This is a genomic window from Pseudomonas sp. 2(2015) (genome assembly GCF_000955865.1).
Lineage (GTDB): Bacteria > Pseudomonadota > Gammaproteobacteria > Pseudomonadales > Pseudomonadaceae > Aquipseudomonas.
Genome location: NZ_JYOF01000011.1, coordinates 302,174 through 316,136, shown reverse-complemented (window position 1 = coordinate 316,136; position 13,963 = coordinate 302,174). Strand labels below are relative to the sequence as shown.

Annotated in this window: 12 protein-coding genes; 7 read left to right on the top strand and 5 right to left on the bottom strand. The window is 64.4% G+C overall.

Going from position 1 to position 13,963, the window contains the following annotated elements; translation table 11 throughout:
- Positions 1-108 precede the first annotated feature (108 nt).
- Positions 109-993, top strand: coding sequence for a LysR family transcriptional regulator (locus tag UB48_RS16430; RefSeq protein WP_045198920.1), 885 nt, complete (start codon positions 109-111; stop codon positions 991-993).
- Between the two features lie 33 nt (positions 994-1,026).
- Here the strand turns inward: UB48_RS16430 and UB48_RS16425 are convergent, their stop codons facing one another.
- Positions 1,027-1,359: a hypothetical protein gene (locus UB48_RS16425; protein WP_045198918.1), complete on the bottom strand. Its 333-nt coding sequence runs from the start codon at positions 1,357-1,359 to the stop codon at positions 1,027-1,029.
- The gene (locus UB48_RS16420) at positions 1,360-2,730 is read right to left on the bottom strand and encodes a PLP-dependent aminotransferase family protein (protein WP_045198917.1); all 1,371 of its coding nucleotides are present in this window, start codon (positions 2,728-2,730) and stop codon (positions 1,360-1,362) included.
- A gap of 138 nt (positions 2,731-2,868) precedes the next feature.
- Here UB48_RS16420 and UB48_RS16415 point away from each other — a divergent pair, with 138 nt between their 5' ends.
- The 6 genes from UB48_RS16415 to UB48_RS16390 all read left to right on the top strand — a co-directional run bounded on the left by UB48_RS16415 (position 2,869) and on the right by UB48_RS16390 (position 9,352).
- A complete protein-coding gene (locus UB48_RS16415; RefSeq protein ID WP_045198916.1) occupies positions 2,869-4,155 on the top strand; it encodes a hydroxymethylglutaryl-CoA reductase, degradative in 1,287 nt (428 codons plus the stop codon).
- Positions 4,155-5,066 (top strand): hydroxymethylglutaryl-CoA lyase, encoded by a 912-nt coding sequence (locus UB48_RS16410; RefSeq protein ID WP_045198915.1) that lies wholly within the window; start codon positions 4,155-4,157, stop codon positions 5,064-5,066. Before UB48_RS16415 ends, UB48_RS16410 begins: the two co-directional genes overlap by 1 nt.
- Positions 5,067-5,124: 58 nt before the next feature.
- The gene (locus tag UB48_RS16405; RefSeq protein ID WP_045198914.1) at positions 5,125-5,601 is read left to right on the top strand and encodes a hypothetical protein; all 477 of its coding nucleotides are present in this window, start codon (positions 5,125-5,127) and stop codon (positions 5,599-5,601) included.
- A complete protein-coding gene (locus UB48_RS16400) occupies positions 5,598-6,986 on the top strand; it encodes a tripartite tricarboxylate transporter permease (protein ID WP_045198912.1) in 1,389 nt (462 codons plus the stop codon). Before UB48_RS16405 ends, UB48_RS16400 begins: the two co-directional genes overlap by 4 nt.
- Before the next feature lie 85 nt (positions 6,987-7,071).
- Entirely contained in the window at positions 7,072-8,325 is a 1,254-nt protein-coding gene (locus tag UB48_RS16395) for an OprD family porin (RefSeq protein WP_045198910.1), read from the top strand.
- Between the two features lie 100 nt (positions 8,326-8,425).
- Positions 8,426-9,352, top strand: coding sequence for a class I SAM-dependent methyltransferase (locus tag UB48_RS16390; protein ID WP_230090851.1), 927 nt, complete (start codon positions 8,426-8,428; stop codon positions 9,350-9,352).
- Between the two features lie 146 nt (positions 9,353-9,498).
- Here UB48_RS16390 and UB48_RS16385 read toward each other — a convergent pair whose 3' ends face one another.
- The 3 genes from UB48_RS16385 to UB48_RS16375 form a co-directional block, all read right to left on the bottom strand.
- The gene (locus UB48_RS16385) at positions 9,499-10,716 is read right to left on the bottom strand and encodes a fumarylacetoacetate hydrolase family protein (protein WP_045198908.1); all 1,218 of its coding nucleotides are present in this window, start codon (positions 10,714-10,716) and stop codon (positions 9,499-9,501) included.
- 76 nt (positions 10,717-10,792) lie between these two features.
- Complete coding sequence (locus tag UB48_RS16380; protein WP_045198907.1) at positions 10,793-12,379, bottom strand: aldehyde dehydrogenase (NADP(+)); 1,587 nt, start codon at positions 12,377-12,379, stop codon at positions 10,793-10,795.
- A 33-nt stretch (positions 12,380-12,412) separates the two neighbouring features.
- Complete coding sequence (locus tag UB48_RS16375) at positions 12,413-13,960, bottom strand: UxaA family hydrolase (protein WP_045198906.1); 1,548 nt, start codon at positions 13,958-13,960, stop codon at positions 12,413-12,415.
- Between the last annotated feature and the right edge of the window lie 3 nt (positions 13,961-13,963).

Sequence of the window (13,963 nt, the reverse complement as noted above, 5' to 3'; positions counted from 1 at the left end):
TGCCTGCCGGTCTGCAAGGCTTTATTGGATCCGATCCTTGGTGCCATCCTATGAAAATCTTGGATTGATATCTATTATGTCAACGATCAATATTCATACCGTGGGCTTATGGAAAACCGTCACCTGCGTTACTTCCTGGCAATCGCCGACACCGGCAGCATCACCCGCGCCGCAGAACACCTGGGGATTGCCCAGCCGGCGTTGAGCCAGGCCCTGGTGCGGATGGAAAACGAGCTGGGGGTCAAGCTGTTCGAGCGGTCGCGGCGCGGCGCCGTGCTGACCCCTGCGGCTACCGCGATCATCGATGACATCCGCGTCAGCCTGGCCAGGATTGACGCCGCCACCCAGCGTGCCCGCGCCATCGGCGCCAAGCGGGCCGGCCGGCTGATCATCGGCTTCGTCTCCACGGCATTGTTCGGCGCCCTGCCCCGGGCACTGGACCGCATGCAGGCAAACTACCCGGGTGTAGAAGTGGTGCTGCGCGAGATGAGCAACGCCGAGCAGGGCCTGGCCCTGCAACGGGGCGAGATCGATATCGGCCTGCTGCACACGCCGGTGTCGATCCAGGGCAACATGCGCGAAAAGCTCATCAGCCAGGACCCGCTGATTGCCGTGCTACCCAGTGGCTACGCGCTGGGCGAAGACGGCAAGGTGGGCATGGAGCAACTGGCCGCCACCGGGCTGGTATGGTTTCCCGAACAGCAGTTGCCGTTGATTCGCAATGCCATTGTCGGCACGTTTCGCCGCCTCGGGCACCCGATCGAGATTATCCAGGAGGCCAACCGCACCCTGACGGTCGTCGCCTACGTTGCCGCCGGCCGGGGGGTTTCGCTGTTGCCGGCAACGGTGCAGGCCCTGCAATTCGAAGGCATGAAGTACAGCGAGATCCGCGATGGCGCCGACTTGCCGCACTTCGAGCTCAGTGCCATCTGGCCTGCCCAGTCCAAGCCGACCATGGCCGACCGCTTCGCCGAGCTGTTGTTTGCCCGCTAAGCGCTGGCAGGTGAAACCAGGTTCCACCCCCCTTCACTGCGCTTTACGAATCGTGGCCAGGGCTTTTTCCAGCAGTTTCATGTCCGGCGGATTCTTTTGCCCGCCTTTGGAGCCCAGCCAGCGCTGCACCGGATTGTTGCGGCCATGGGTAAGCAGCTTGCCCTCCCCGCTTATCTCGCTGGCCATGAGCGCGCGTTTGAACAGCTTGCCTTGCGCATCGGTTACCCGACAGGTCAGAAGCTGATGCTTTTCGAGAAAAACCAGCAACGCTGTCAGGCCGGCTTCGACACCCGCCCTGAGTTCAGGCTCATGGCTGTAAGCCTCAAGAATCTGATCGATATCCCATACTGCGTAGTCTTCGCTCATTCAGTCCCTCACCATCGCCTTGAGCAGCGCATCATTCAAATACGCCACGTTTAACCGCGTCCACGGATTCACCCGGGCCTGCTCGGGCGAAAAGATATGCCCGGGGGCAATCATGAAGCCCTTGGGCAATAGCTGGCGGGTCAGCGCTTTGGCATCCTCGACCCCAGGAAACCGCGCCCACAGGTACAGGCTCTGCTCTGGCCGCACGAACACCTCGGCACCGATCTCGTCGAGCATCTGCAGGCCCGCCGTGGTGGCGGCTTTCAGGCGCTCCTGCAGGCGGATCAGGTGGCGCAGAAAATGCCCTTCGGTGAGGATCACGTCAACGGTGCGCTCGCACAGCTCCGAGCTGCTGGTGTGCAGGAGCATCTTCAGGTCGCCCAGCTCGTCGATAACCTCCTTGCTGCCGGCAATGAAGCCGACCCGCAGCGCCGCCGACACCGACTTGGAGAAACTGCCGACATACAGCGAGCGCTGCAACTGGTCGAGCGCCGAGACCTTGATCGCCGAGGCCGGTTTGAAATCGGCCAGGGCGTCGTCGTCCACCAGGATGAACTGATGTTCTGCGACCAGTTGCACCAACCGATGGGCCTTGCTTGGGGAAATGTCCGAGCCGGTCGGGTTGTGGCCCACCGACTGAATGAAAAACAGCTTGGGCCTGTGCTCGCGCAGGTGCTGCTCCAGCACCTCGATGTCCGGGCCATCCGCTAAACGCGGCACCGCGAGCATCCGCGCACCTTGCAGTTGCAGCTTGCCGAATAGCGGGTAATAGCCCGGGTCTTCGACCAGCACGCTGTCGCCCGGGGCGACGAAGCGGCGGATGATCAGGTCCAGAGCATGGTTGGCGCCATGGGTGGTGACGATTTGCCGGGGGCTGGCGCTGATTGCATAACTGGCGAGCTTCTGCACCAGGTGCTGGCGCAGGCTGGCGTTGCCCAGGCGGTTGCCATAGCGGAACAGCGTGGTCACCCCGGTGCGCATGATCTGCCGGGTGAACTTGTCCAGGCGCATGTCCATTAGCCACTCGACCGGCGGGAAGCCCTCGCCCAGCGGTGAGTGGCCGGGCTCGCGGACGAACTGCTGGCGCATCAGCCAGATGGTGTCCATCGCCCGCTCGTAGGGCATCGGTTCTTCGGCTTCGTGGCCGTTGGGTGCGCCTTGCTTGACGAAAAAGCCCTGCCCGTGGCGAGCCTCGACCAGCCCCTGGGCAGCCAGCGCTTCATAGGCGTTGATCACGGTGTTTTTCGAATGGCCGAACAGGCGCATGCACTCGCGCAGCGACGGCAAGCGTTCGCCAACCCGGTAGGTGCCATTGCCGATCTGCCCGGCCAGGGATGCCGCCAGTTGTTCTGCGAGTGTCAGCCGCGCCATCGTCAGGTGTCCTGAATGCCTTTTGTCCACTGAGGGTACAGTTTGGGTACTGTCTGTCCAAACTGTACCTTCTTTAGCACAACAGTTCGGACTAGGGTGGCGCCATCTCACAACAATAACTGCAAGAGAGCCCTCCCCATGAGCATCGACTCCCGCCTGCCCATGTTCCGCGCCATGTCGCCTGCCGAACGCTTGAGCCACTTGCAAGCAGTGCTCGAACTGCCCGAGCAGGACCTCGCCCTGCTTCGCGACGCCGGCGCCCTGGCGCTGGAAATCGCCGACGGCATGATCGAGAACGTCCTCGGCACCTTCGAATTGCCCTACGCCGTGGCCAGCAACTTCCAGATCAACGGCCGCGACGTCATCGTGCCGCTGGTGGTCGAAGAGCCTTCGGTGGTCGCCGCCGCCTCGTTCATGGCCAAGCTGGCCCGCGAGGCCGGTGGCTTCCAGACCTCCAGTTCGCTGCCGCTGATGCGTGCCCAGGTGCAGATCGTCGAGATCGACGACCCCTACAATGCCCGCCTGAGCCTGATGCGCCGCAAGGACGAGATTATCGAGCTGGCCAACCGCAAGGACCAGTTGCTCAACAGCCTCGGTGGCGGCTGCCGCGACATCGAAGTACACACCTTCGCCCAGAGCCCGCGCGGGCCGATGCTGGTCGCCCACCTGATCGTCGACGTGCGCGACGCCATGGGCGCCAACACCGTCAACACCATGGCCGAGGCGGTGGCGCCGCTGCTGGAGGAAATCACCGGCGGCAAGGTGCGCCTGCGCATCCTTTCCAACCTCGCCGACCTGCGCCTGGCCAGGGCCCAGTTGCGCATCGCTCCCGAGCACCTGGGCACGGGCGCCTACAGCGGTGAAGAGGTCATCGAGGGCATCCTCGATGCCTACAATTTTGCCGTGGTCGATCCCTACCGGGCCGCCACCCACAACAAGGGCATCATGAACGGCATCGACCCGTTGATCGTCGCCACCGGCAACGACTGGCGCGCAGTGGAAGCCGGCGCCCATGCCTATGCCTGCCGCAACGGCCACTACGGCTCGCTGACCACCTGGGAAAAGGACCGCCAGGGCCATCTGGTCGGTACTCTGGAGATGCCGATGCCGGTCGGCCTGGTCGGCGGCGCCACCAAGACCCACCCGTTGGCGCAACTGTCGCTGCGCATCCTCGGGGTGAATACTGCCCAGGAACTGGCCGAAATCGCCGTCGCCGTGGGCCTGGCGCAAAACCTCGGGGCGCTGCGGGCACTGTCGACAGAAGGCATTCAGCGCGGGCACATGGCCTTGCACGCACGTAACATTGCCCTGGCGGCCGGGGCCCGCGGCGATGAGCTCAACTGGCTGGTCAAGCAGATGGTCGAGGCCCGCGATGTGCGCGCCGACAAGGCGGCAGAACTGCTCAAGCACAAGCGGGCGCAGTAATGGACGCGGTACGGCTGGTCGAAGTCGGCGCCAGAGATGGCCTGCAAAATGAAAAGCTGACGCTGTCGCCGCAGATTCGCGTGCAATTGCTCCAGCGCCTGGCCGACGCCGGGTTGCAAACCCTGGAAGCCGGGGCGTTTGTCTCGCCGCGCTGGGTGCCGCAGATGGCCGGGTCCGATGAGGTGTTCAAGGCGTTGCCTGTGCGCCCGGGGGTAACCTGGACGGCGCTTGTGCCCAACCTCAAAGGGCTGCAGGCGGCAATCGCCGCGGGTTGCCAGGAGGTCGCGGTGTTCGCCGCCGCCTCCGAGGCATTCTCGCAAAAAAACCTCAACTGCTCGATCGAACAAAGCCTGCGCCAGTACCAGCAGGTCATGGTCCGCGCCCGTGACGCCGGCATCCGCGTGCGCGGCTACGTGTCGTGCGTCATGGGTTGCCCGTTCACCGGTGCAGTAAATCCTGAAGCCGTGGCTGCAGTCAGCGCTGCATTGTTCGGCATGGGCTGCTACGAAATCAGTCTCGGCGACACCCTCGGCACCGGTACGCCGGCGGCGACCCGGGCACTGCTCGCGGCCTGTCGCCAAGTGGTGCCGGTCAGCGCGCTGGCCGGGCATTTCCACGATACTTACGGTATGGCCATCGCCAATATCCATGCGGCGCTGGAAGCCGATGTACGGGTGTTCGACAGTTCGGTCGCAGGCCTGGGTGGCTGCCCGTATTCGCCCGGCGCCACTGGCAATGTCGCCAGCGAAGAGCTGGTGTACCTGCTCGACGGCCTGGGCGTGAACCATGGCGTCGATCTTGGCGCCCTGATCGATGCCGGTGAGTTCATCAGTGCCGAACTCGGCAGGCCGACCGGCTCCAGGGTCGCCCGTGCCCTGCTCGCCCAACGCCGCCTGTGTGCAATGCAATAAGCGTTATCTCTTCACCTTCATAACAATAAAAGCCCGCAAGGGCAGTGGGAGAATCCCGATGAAAGCCGAACTGTTCGAAGTCTGGGGCGACACCGTCGACGGTCGTCACCTGATCTGTTCCATCGCCATTGGCGCCAGCGTCAGCCTCGGCGCGTATTTCACCGCCCAGCACCTGCTGACGGGCTGGGTGGAGTCGCTGCAAATGGCCCGCGCCTACGCCATGCTGGTCGGTATTGTCGGCTGCCTGGCCGGCGGCGCCATCAGCGCAGCGCTGTTCAAGCCCAAGCGCATCGTTGTCGAGCACCTGGCAGATCCGGCCTGGCGGGCGAAAATCCTTGTCGAGCTGCAAAACGAATTCGGCCCGCTCGGCAGCTTGAGCGACCTGCCTGCGGCGACGATTGCCGAACTGCGCGAGATGGACCTGTATGACCTGTTCGCCGACTACGAAAAAGGCCTGCGCTCACCCCCGGACAACCCTGACGTGACACCTGCCGTGGTGGTCCGCGCAGCCAGCGCCGCCGGAGGCCGGTCATGATTGCCCTGTTGATGGATCAGTTTCTGATCGCCCTGGGCATGGGGGTTCTTGGCGCGGTGATCTTTGCCGGTATCGGCCTGATCTCCGGCAGCGATGAAACCACCACCCTCGCGCCGCTGACACTGTTGGTGGTACTGCTGGGTGTGCCCGCCCCCGGCGTGCTGACCTTCTTTCTGGCCGGCGCCGTGGCCAAGCACATGACCCATGCGGTGCCGACCGCCTTGCTCGGCATCCCGGGCGATACCATGGCCACGCCGTTGATGCGCGAAGCGAACTTTTTGCGCAACCTCGGGGTTCCGCACATTGCCCTGCGCAAGATGATTTCCGGCGCGGTGATTGCCGCCCTGATCGCCGTGCCCATGGCGGTGTTGTTCGCGGTAATGCTGGCGCCGTTCGGCGACATGATCAAGCATGCCGCGCCGTGGGTATTCCTGTTGGCGGCGGTGGCCATCGCCTGGTTCTCCAAAGGCCGCCTGGCAGCGGTGCTGACCCTGATCCCGTTCGTCATGGTGATTATCGGCCTGCAGACCCTGACCGCGCAGCATGGGGTCAAGCTCAGCGTCAGCTACTTCCTCGGCATTGCCATCGGCCCGTTGATCGCCGCGCTGTTCTCTCTGCTGGCGCCGGCCGAGCGCGCCAGCATGCGTCGCCAGCAACCGCGGACCTTCTCGTTGTCGCCTGACGTCAAAAGCTGGGGCGGTTTCTTTCCCAACCCGCTGCGCGTGCTCGACAGCAAGCAGAGCCTGTGGACGGCCGTTACTGCGGTGGTCTCCAGCGCCACCTTCGTGTTCAGCCCGGTGGCCATGACCGTGATTCTCGGCGAGGCGGTCGGTTCGCGGGTCAAGCACGTCTACCATCGCCTGACCACAGTGATCACCGCGCGCAACGGCGTCACCGAGTCCACCTACATCGCCGAAGCGCTGATTCCGCTGATCGCCTTCGGCCTGCCGCTGAGCCCGGTCGCCGCCGGCCCAGCTGCGCCGCTGTTCAACGCGCCACCGCGCTTTAGCGTCGATGCCGCCAGCGGCCAGGTCAACAACCTGCACTCGCTGCTCAGCACCTGGGAGTTTCTCGGCTACGGCATGCTGGCGGTGATCGTCGCCATCCTGATCGCCTACCCCTTCACCATGAACTACGCGCACCGGGCAGCCTCCTACGTGTCGCGCAAAATCAGCCATGAAGCGGTGATCGCGACCTTTGTCGGCCTGATCCTGGTGATCGGCATCTGGGAAGGCGGCCTGCTCGGTTTGCTGGTGATTGTCACCATTGGCCTGCTGGGCGGATTTCTATCGCGCTTTCTGGGCTTCAACATCGGCGTGCAGTTCATGGGCTACTACACCGCCGTGCTCACCGTGCCCGCCCTGGTTGCCCTGATCGGCGCCTGACCCCCACTCCCTCCTGTAACCGCCATTTTTCGCAGCCTTTGCGCTGCGAGGGCTTGCTGCGCTCACTAGAAAGGAAATAACAATAATGAAGATCCTTGCACGCACCAAAACCGCAAACCTTGCGTCACTGTTGATCTGCTCGACAGCCTCGCTTGGCGCCTCGGCAGCCGGCCTGGTCGACGACACCACGGCGTCGCTGAACCTGCGCAACTTCTACCACAACCGCAACTTCGTAAACCCGGCCTACCCCCAGGGCAAGGCCGAGGAATGGACCCAGAGCTTCATCTTCGACCTGCGTTCGGGCTTTACCCAGGGTACGCTAGGCTTTGGCGTCGACCTGCTGGGGCTGTACTCGGTCAAGCTCGATGGCGGCCGCGGCACGGCCGGTACGCAACTGCTGCCAGTGCACGATGACGGCCGCCCGGCCGACGACTTTGGCCGCCTGGGGGTTGCGCTCAAGGCCCGCTATTCGAAGACGGAACTGAAAGTCGGTGAATGGGTTTCGCTGTTGCCGATCTTGCGTTCCGATGATGGCCGCTCACTGCCACAGACTTTTCGCGGCGCCCAGCTGACTTCGCGGGAGATCGACAACCTGACCCTCTACACCGGCCAGTTTCGCGGCAACAGCCCGCGCAACGACGCCAGCATGGAACGCATGTTCATGACCGGCCGGCCCGATGCCACCTCGGACCGTTTCAACTTTGCCGGCGGCGAGTACCTGTTCAACGACAAGGCCACCCAGGTGGGCCTGTGGTATGCCCAGCTCGAGGACATCTACCAGCAGCAGTACCTGAACCTGATCCACAGCCAGGCTGTGGGTAGCTGGAAGCTGGGCGCCAACCTTGGCCTGTTTCTGGGCGATGAAGACGGCGCGGCCAAGGCAGGCCAGCTGGACAACAAAACCGCAACGCTGATGCTGTCTGCCAAAACCGGCGCACACACCTTCTCCCTCGGCCTGCAGCGGGTGTATGGCGAGACCGGCTGGATGCGGGTCAACGGCACCGCCGGCTACCCGCTGGCCAACGACACCTACAACTCAAGCTACGACAGCGCCCGCGAGCGCTCCTGGCAGTTGCGCCACGACTATGACTTCGTTGCCCTCGGCGTGCCGGGCCTGACCCTGATGAACCGCTACCTGTCGGGTGATCATGTACACACCAGCGCCACCAGCAACGGCAAGGAATGGGGCCGCGAGACGGAGCTGGGCTATGTGTTCCAGAGCGGCCCGCTCAAGGACCTGTCGCTGCGCTGGCGCAATTCGACCCTGCGCCGGGACTTCAGCAGCTACGACATCGATGAGAACCGCCTGATCGTCAATTACCCGATCAAGTTTCTTTAATCCCAGGCGCCCTCAACAATCTGCCGCCCCTGCCGATAACCACTGTGTCAGGCCGTATACTCGGCCTGACATCTATTTTCAGGGGCAGACAGGATTCGATATGAACGAGATGGGTATGGCGTTGGCCAACAAGTATTGCCAGGGTGCCGGTCTGGAGATTGGCGCTGCCAGCCATAACGCTTTTTACTTGCCAGACTGCCTCAATCTGGGCCCCTGTGACGGTGAGTCGTTTCTGTACCCGCTGGACTTGCAAGACTTCAACCTCTACAAGAACGAACAGGCCAACTACCAGGTCCCGCCTGCCCGGATCGACGCCCTGGGCGATTTCACCGACATACCGTTCGCCGATCAAACCTTCGACTACCTGATCAGCTCGCACGTCATCGAACACGTGCCCAACCTGTTTGCCGCCTATGTCGAGGCCGCGCGGGTGATCAAGGACGATGGCGTGTTCTTTTGCATCTTCCCGAAAAGAAACGCCGACCCCAATGACCGGGTACGCGCCCTGACCACCCTGGAGTCGATGATCGATGCGTTCGAAAAACGCGTCGACATGAGCGTGATGCCTGAATACAACTGGCGCGGGCACTACCATGTGTTCTCGCTACAGAGCATGCTGCGGGCGATCAACATGATCAACTCGGTAGGCCTGGGGCACTGGCTGATCGAAACCATCGAAGAGACCGATTCGAAAGTCGGCAATGGCCACACCGTGGTGTTGCGCAAGCAACCCGGGCTGTCGGCCTTGAGCGCCAGCGACGCCAGTCAGTTCAACCAGGAGTTCAACGCACGCTTTCAGGCCCAGGACCTGAACGGTGCGCTGCACCTGGTGAAGGTCGCGCTGTCGTACGATTTCTTCAATGCCCAGAACCTGTACCTGGCCTTCGCCCTCAATTGCCAGCTGGACAATGCCCGCGAGGGCGTGGAGTTCCTGCGTCAGGCACTGATCCTTACCCCTGAGAACGAAGAGTTTCGCAAGCTGTTCGTCCAGGTCACCGGTGGGCCGTTCATCAACCCGGTGCAGTAACAGTCGCAGGGCGGCGTGATCAATCATCGCCCCCTGCACCCTGCCCCTTGGTACTGCGGTGCCTGAACAGGTTTATTGTTGCAGCGGTTTTATCGCCGGGGCGATCCTTCAGGCTGTCACACACTCATCCCTGGAACGTCTTTCAATCAGCGCTGGCGGGCGCTCACAGCGGCATCGAGCAGGCCGCGCCGGGCAAGGCTGTCGATCAGCGCGCGCACGCCGAAGTCCCACTGCGGCGCCAGGTCGCTGGTGGTTACCCGGTTGCACAGGCTGCCCAGCTGCCCGTTGCTGATGGTCACCACATCGCCGGGTTTGTGGGTAAAGCCGTTGCCCGGCTGGTCGCGGTCCTGCTTGGGCGCGAACAGGGTGCCGAGAAACAGCACCAGGCCGTCGGGGTACTGGTGGTTCTCGTTCAGGGTCTGCTGCACCAGGTCGAGCGGGTCGCGGCTGATCTGGCGCATCGAGCTGCGGCCCTGGAGCACAAAGCCGTCCAGGCCTTCGACCCGCAAGTCGACCTCGGCGCTGCGCACATCCTCAAGGCTGAAGGTCTCGTCGAACAGCCGCAGCAGCGGCCCCAGTGCGGTCGAGGCGTTGTTGTCCTTGGCCTTGGACAGCAGCAAGGCGCTGCGCCCTTCGAAGTCGCGCAGGTTGACGTCGTTGCCGAGGGTGGCGCCCTGCACCGTGCCGTTGCTCGACACCGCCAGCACCACTTCCGGCTCGGGGTTGTTCCAGCTCGACTTCGGGTGAATGCCGATATCGGCGCCATGGCCGACCGCCGACAACGGCTGCGCCTTGGTGAAGACCTCGGCGTCCGGGCCGATGCCCACTTCCAGGTACTGCGACCACAGCCCCTGCTCGACCAGGACCTTGCGCAAGGCTTCAGCCTGCGCCGAGCCCGGAACGATCTGCGACAGGTCGGCGCCGATGCGGCTGGCTAGCGTCGCCCTGATCGCGTCGGCCTTGGCCGGGTCGCCCTTGGCCTGCTCCTCGACCACCCGCTCCAGCAGGCTGGCGGCGAAGGTCACGCCGGCGGCCTTGACCGCCTGCAGGTCGATCGGCGCCAGCAGCCAGGGCAAGGCCGGATCGCGATGATTCGGGTCGCTGTTGGCCAGCAGCGCCGGCAACTCGATCAGCGCCTCGCCCAACGGCAGCGAACGCAGGTAGGCCACCGGCTCAGCTACTTCGAGCAAGGCCGACACGGTCGCCACATGGGCGCTGATATCGTGCACGGCGCCGGCTTTGACCAGCACCACGGCCGGGCCCTGCTGTGCCAGCCAGACGCGGCCGATCCAGGTACCGGTGTTGAATAGCGCAGCGTCTTTGCTCAGGTGTAGCGGTGTTTGGGTGTTCGCGAGGTCTGTCATGTCAGCGCTCTTGTTGTCGGTTAATGCGAAAGTCTCGGGCACTGCAGTTGTCCGGCGAGCAATAGTTGCTCCGTGATCAGTTCAGGGCCGCGTTGCTTGGCTTGCCATCGACCAGGCGCGGGATACCCAGCGGGTTGGCATCGCGCAGCGCTTCGGGGAGCAAGGCATCGGGCACGTTCTGGTAGCACACCGGGCGCAGAAAGCGATCGATCGCCAGGGTGCCGACCGAGGTGCCGCGGGCATCGGAGGTGGCCGGGTACGGGCCACCATGGACCATCGCATCGCAGACCTCGACGCCGGTCGGGTAGCCATTGAGCAGCACCCGCCCGACCTTGACTTCGAGCACCTCGAACAGTTGGCCAAAGGCGGCCAGGTCGTCGCTGTCGGCCAGCAAGGTGGCGGTCAGCTGGCCATGCAGGGCGTTGACCGCGTGCAACAGCTGGGCCTGATCATTGACCTCGACCACCACCGTGCACGGGCCGAAGACTTCTTCCTGCAACAGCTCGTCCTGTTCCAGCAGCAGGCTGACATCGGCCTTGAACAGCTGCGGCTGCGCCTGCTTGCCGGATTGCGCCAGGCCGCTGAGTTTTTCTACCCCCGGGTGGGCCAGCAGCGCCTGGATACCCTTGCCGTAGCTTGCCAGGGTGCCGGCATTGAGCATGGTCTGCGGCGCCTGTTCGGCCATATGGCCGCTGAGCTGCTCGATAAAGGCATTGAAGGCCGGCGAGCGAATGCCCAGCACCAGGCCCGGATTAGTGCAGAACTGGCCACAACCCTGCACCACCGAGGCGCTCAAGTCCTTGGCCAACTGCGCACTGCGACTGGCCAGGGCCTGGGGCAAAACCAGCACCGGGTTGATGCTCGACATCTCGGCGAATACCGGGATCGGCTGCGCCCGCGCGGCGGCCATGTCGCACAGGGCGCGGCCGCCCTTGAGCGAGCCGGTAAAGCCCACGGCCTGGATGCCCGGGTGCTTGACCAGCGCCTCGCCGACACCGCCACCAAAGATCATGTTGAACACACCCGCCGGCATGCCCGTGCGCTCGGCAGCGCGCAGCAGCGCCTCGGCGACCCGCTCGGCCGTGGCCATGTGGCCGCTGTGGGCCTTGAACACCACCGGGCAACCGGCAGCCAGGGCGGCGGCGGTATCACCGCCGGCGGTGGAGAACGCCAGGGGGAAGTTGCTGGCACCGAACACCGCCACCGGGCCGACACCAATACGGTACTGGCGCAGGTCCGGGCGCGGCAATGGCGTGCGCGCTGGCAAGGCGCGGTCGATGCGCGCGCCATAAAAATCGCCCCGGCGCAGCACCTGGGCAAACAGGCGCATCTGGCCGCTGGTACGTGCGCGCTCACCGACAATGCGCGCACTGGGCAGCGCGGTTTCCTGGCAGGTCACGGCGATAAAGTCCTCGCCCAGGCCGTCGAGCTCGTCGGCGATGGCCTCGAGAAACTGCGCCCGGCGCTCGGCCGAGAGTTTGCGATAGGCCGGGAACGCGGCGCTGGCCGCATCCACGGCATTATCGACTTCGTCCAGGCTGGCCTGGTGAAAGGCGCCCGGCAGGCGCTCGCCGGTGTGGGCATCGACGCTGTAGACCAAGGTGTCGCCCAGGGCACTGCGCTGGCCGCCAATGAAGTTGTATCCGCTAAAGCTCATGTGCATGTCGCCTCGTCAAGAAGGTTGCAGGGCTGTCAATCAGGTCACGGCACCGATCTGCCAGGGCACGAATTCGTTCTGCCCGTAGCCGTGCTGTTCACTCTTGCTGCGCTCACCGGAGGCGATGCGCAGCATCTGCTCGAAGATGTAGGCGCCGCGTTCTTCGATGCTGGTGCTGCCGTCGGCGATGCCGCCGCAGTTCACATCCATGTCTTCAAGCTGGTGCTCGAACACCCGGTTGTTGGTGGCCAGCTTGATCGACGGCGCCGGCGCGCAGCCGTAGGCCGAACCGCGGCCGGTGGTAAAGGCAATCAGGTTGGCGCCGCCGGCGACCTGGCCGGTGGCCGAGACCGGGTCGTAGCCCGGGGTGTCCATGAACACCAGGCCTTTGGCGCGCACCGCTTCGGCGTACTGGTAGACGTCCACCAGGTTGCTGGAGCCGGCCTTGGCCACTGCACCGAGGGATTTCTCCAGAATCGTGGTCAGGCCGCCGGCCTTGTTGCCGGCCGAGGGGTTGTTGTTCAGCGCGGCGTTCATGCGCTGGCAGTAGTCTTCCCACCAATGGATGCGGGCGATGAGCTTCTCGCCCACTTCACGGCTGACCGCGCGGCGCGTGAGCAAGTGCTCGGCGCCGTAGATCTCCGGGGTTTCCGAGAGGATTGCGGTGCCGCCAGCTGCCACCAGACGGTCAACGGCATTGCCCAGGGCCGGGTTGGCGGTGATCCCCGAGTAGCCGTCGGAGCCGCCGCATTGCAGGCCGACGACCAGATGGCGGGCGCTGACCGGCTCACGCTTGACCCGGTTGGCCTCGGCCAGCAGCGCCTTGACCTGCGCGATGCCGGCGGCGATGGTCTTCGAGGTGCCACCGATGCCCTGGATGGTAAAGGCGCGCAGCTGATCACCGGTTTGCAGCTGCTGGGTTTGCAGCAGGCTTTCGATCTGGTTGGTCTCGCAACCCAGGCCGATGATCAGCACGGCGGCAAAGTTGGGGTGGATGGCGTAGCCGCCCAGGGTCCGGCGCAGAAGGCCCAGGGCTTCGCCGCTGGGGTCTACCGCGCAACCGGCGCCGTGGGTCAAAGCGACCACGCCGTCGATGTTCGGGTAGGCGGCGAGCGCCTCGGGGTGGATGTCGCGGCGAAAGTGGTCGGCCACGGCGCGGGCGACGGTGGCCGAGCAGTTCACCGAAGTCAGAATGCCGATGTAGTTGCGGGTCGCGACCCGGCCGTCGGCACGCACGATGCCCTGGAACTGCGCCTCGCTGGCAGGCGTTGGCCTGGCATCGACGCCGAAGGCATAGTCGCGGGCAAAATCGCCCATCTCGACGTTGTGCACGTGCACATGCTCGCCGGCCTCGATCACTTGCGAGGCAAAACCGATGATCTGCCCGTAGCGGCGCAGCGGCTGGCCTTGCTCGACGCGCTCGGTGGCGACTTTATGCCCGGACGGGACCGCCTGGCGCACGGTGATGGCTTCGGCGTCCAGGTGCTGGCCTTCAACCAGGGCCTGGCGGGCAATCAGTACATTGTCCAGGGGGTTCAAGCGGATAACGGCAGGGTCGCCGCTGCGGGTGCTGGCAATCAGTTGCATGGG

Excerpts from the sequence above, each read along its gene's own strand:
- UB48_RS16430 (WP_045198920.1), top strand. The coding sequence starts at position 109 with ATGGAAAACCGTCACCTGCGTTACTTCCTGGCAATCGCCGACACCGGC.
- UB48_RS16425 (WP_045198918.1), bottom strand. The coding sequence starts at position 1,359 with ATGAGCGAAGACTACGCAGTATGGGATATCGATCAGATTCTTGAGGCT.
- UB48_RS16420 (WP_045198917.1), bottom strand. The coding sequence starts at position 2,730 with ATGGCGCGGCTGACACTCGCAGAACAACTGGCGGCATCCCTGGCCGGG.
- UB48_RS16415 (WP_045198916.1), top strand. The coding sequence starts at position 2,869 with ATGAGCATCGACTCCCGCCTGCCCATGTTCCGCGCCATGTCGCCTGCC.
- UB48_RS16410 (WP_045198915.1), top strand. The coding sequence starts at position 4,155 with ATGGACGCGGTACGGCTGGTCGAAGTCGGCGCCAGAGATGGCCTGCAA.
- UB48_RS16405 (WP_045198914.1), top strand. The coding sequence starts at position 5,125 with ATGAAAGCCGAACTGTTCGAAGTCTGGGGCGACACCGTCGACGGTCGT.
- UB48_RS16400 (WP_045198912.1), top strand. The coding sequence starts at position 5,598 with ATGATTGCCCTGTTGATGGATCAGTTTCTGATCGCCCTGGGCATGGGG.
- UB48_RS16395 (WP_045198910.1), top strand. The coding sequence starts at position 7,072 with ATGAAGATCCTTGCACGCACCAAAACCGCAAACCTTGCGTCACTGTTG.
- UB48_RS16390 (WP_230090851.1), top strand. The coding sequence starts at position 8,426 with ATGAACGAGATGGGTATGGCGTTGGCCAACAAGTATTGCCAGGGTGCC.
- UB48_RS16385 (WP_045198908.1), bottom strand. The coding sequence starts at position 10,716 with ATGACAGACCTCGCGAACACCCAAACACCGCTACACCTGAGCAAAGAC.
- UB48_RS16380 (WP_045198907.1), bottom strand. The coding sequence starts at position 12,379 with ATGCACATGAGCTTTAGCGGATACAACTTCATTGGCGGCCAGCGCAGT.
- UB48_RS16375 (WP_045198906.1), bottom strand. The coding sequence starts at position 13,960 with ATGCAACTGATTGCCAGCACCCGCAGCGGCGACCCTGCCGTTATCCGC.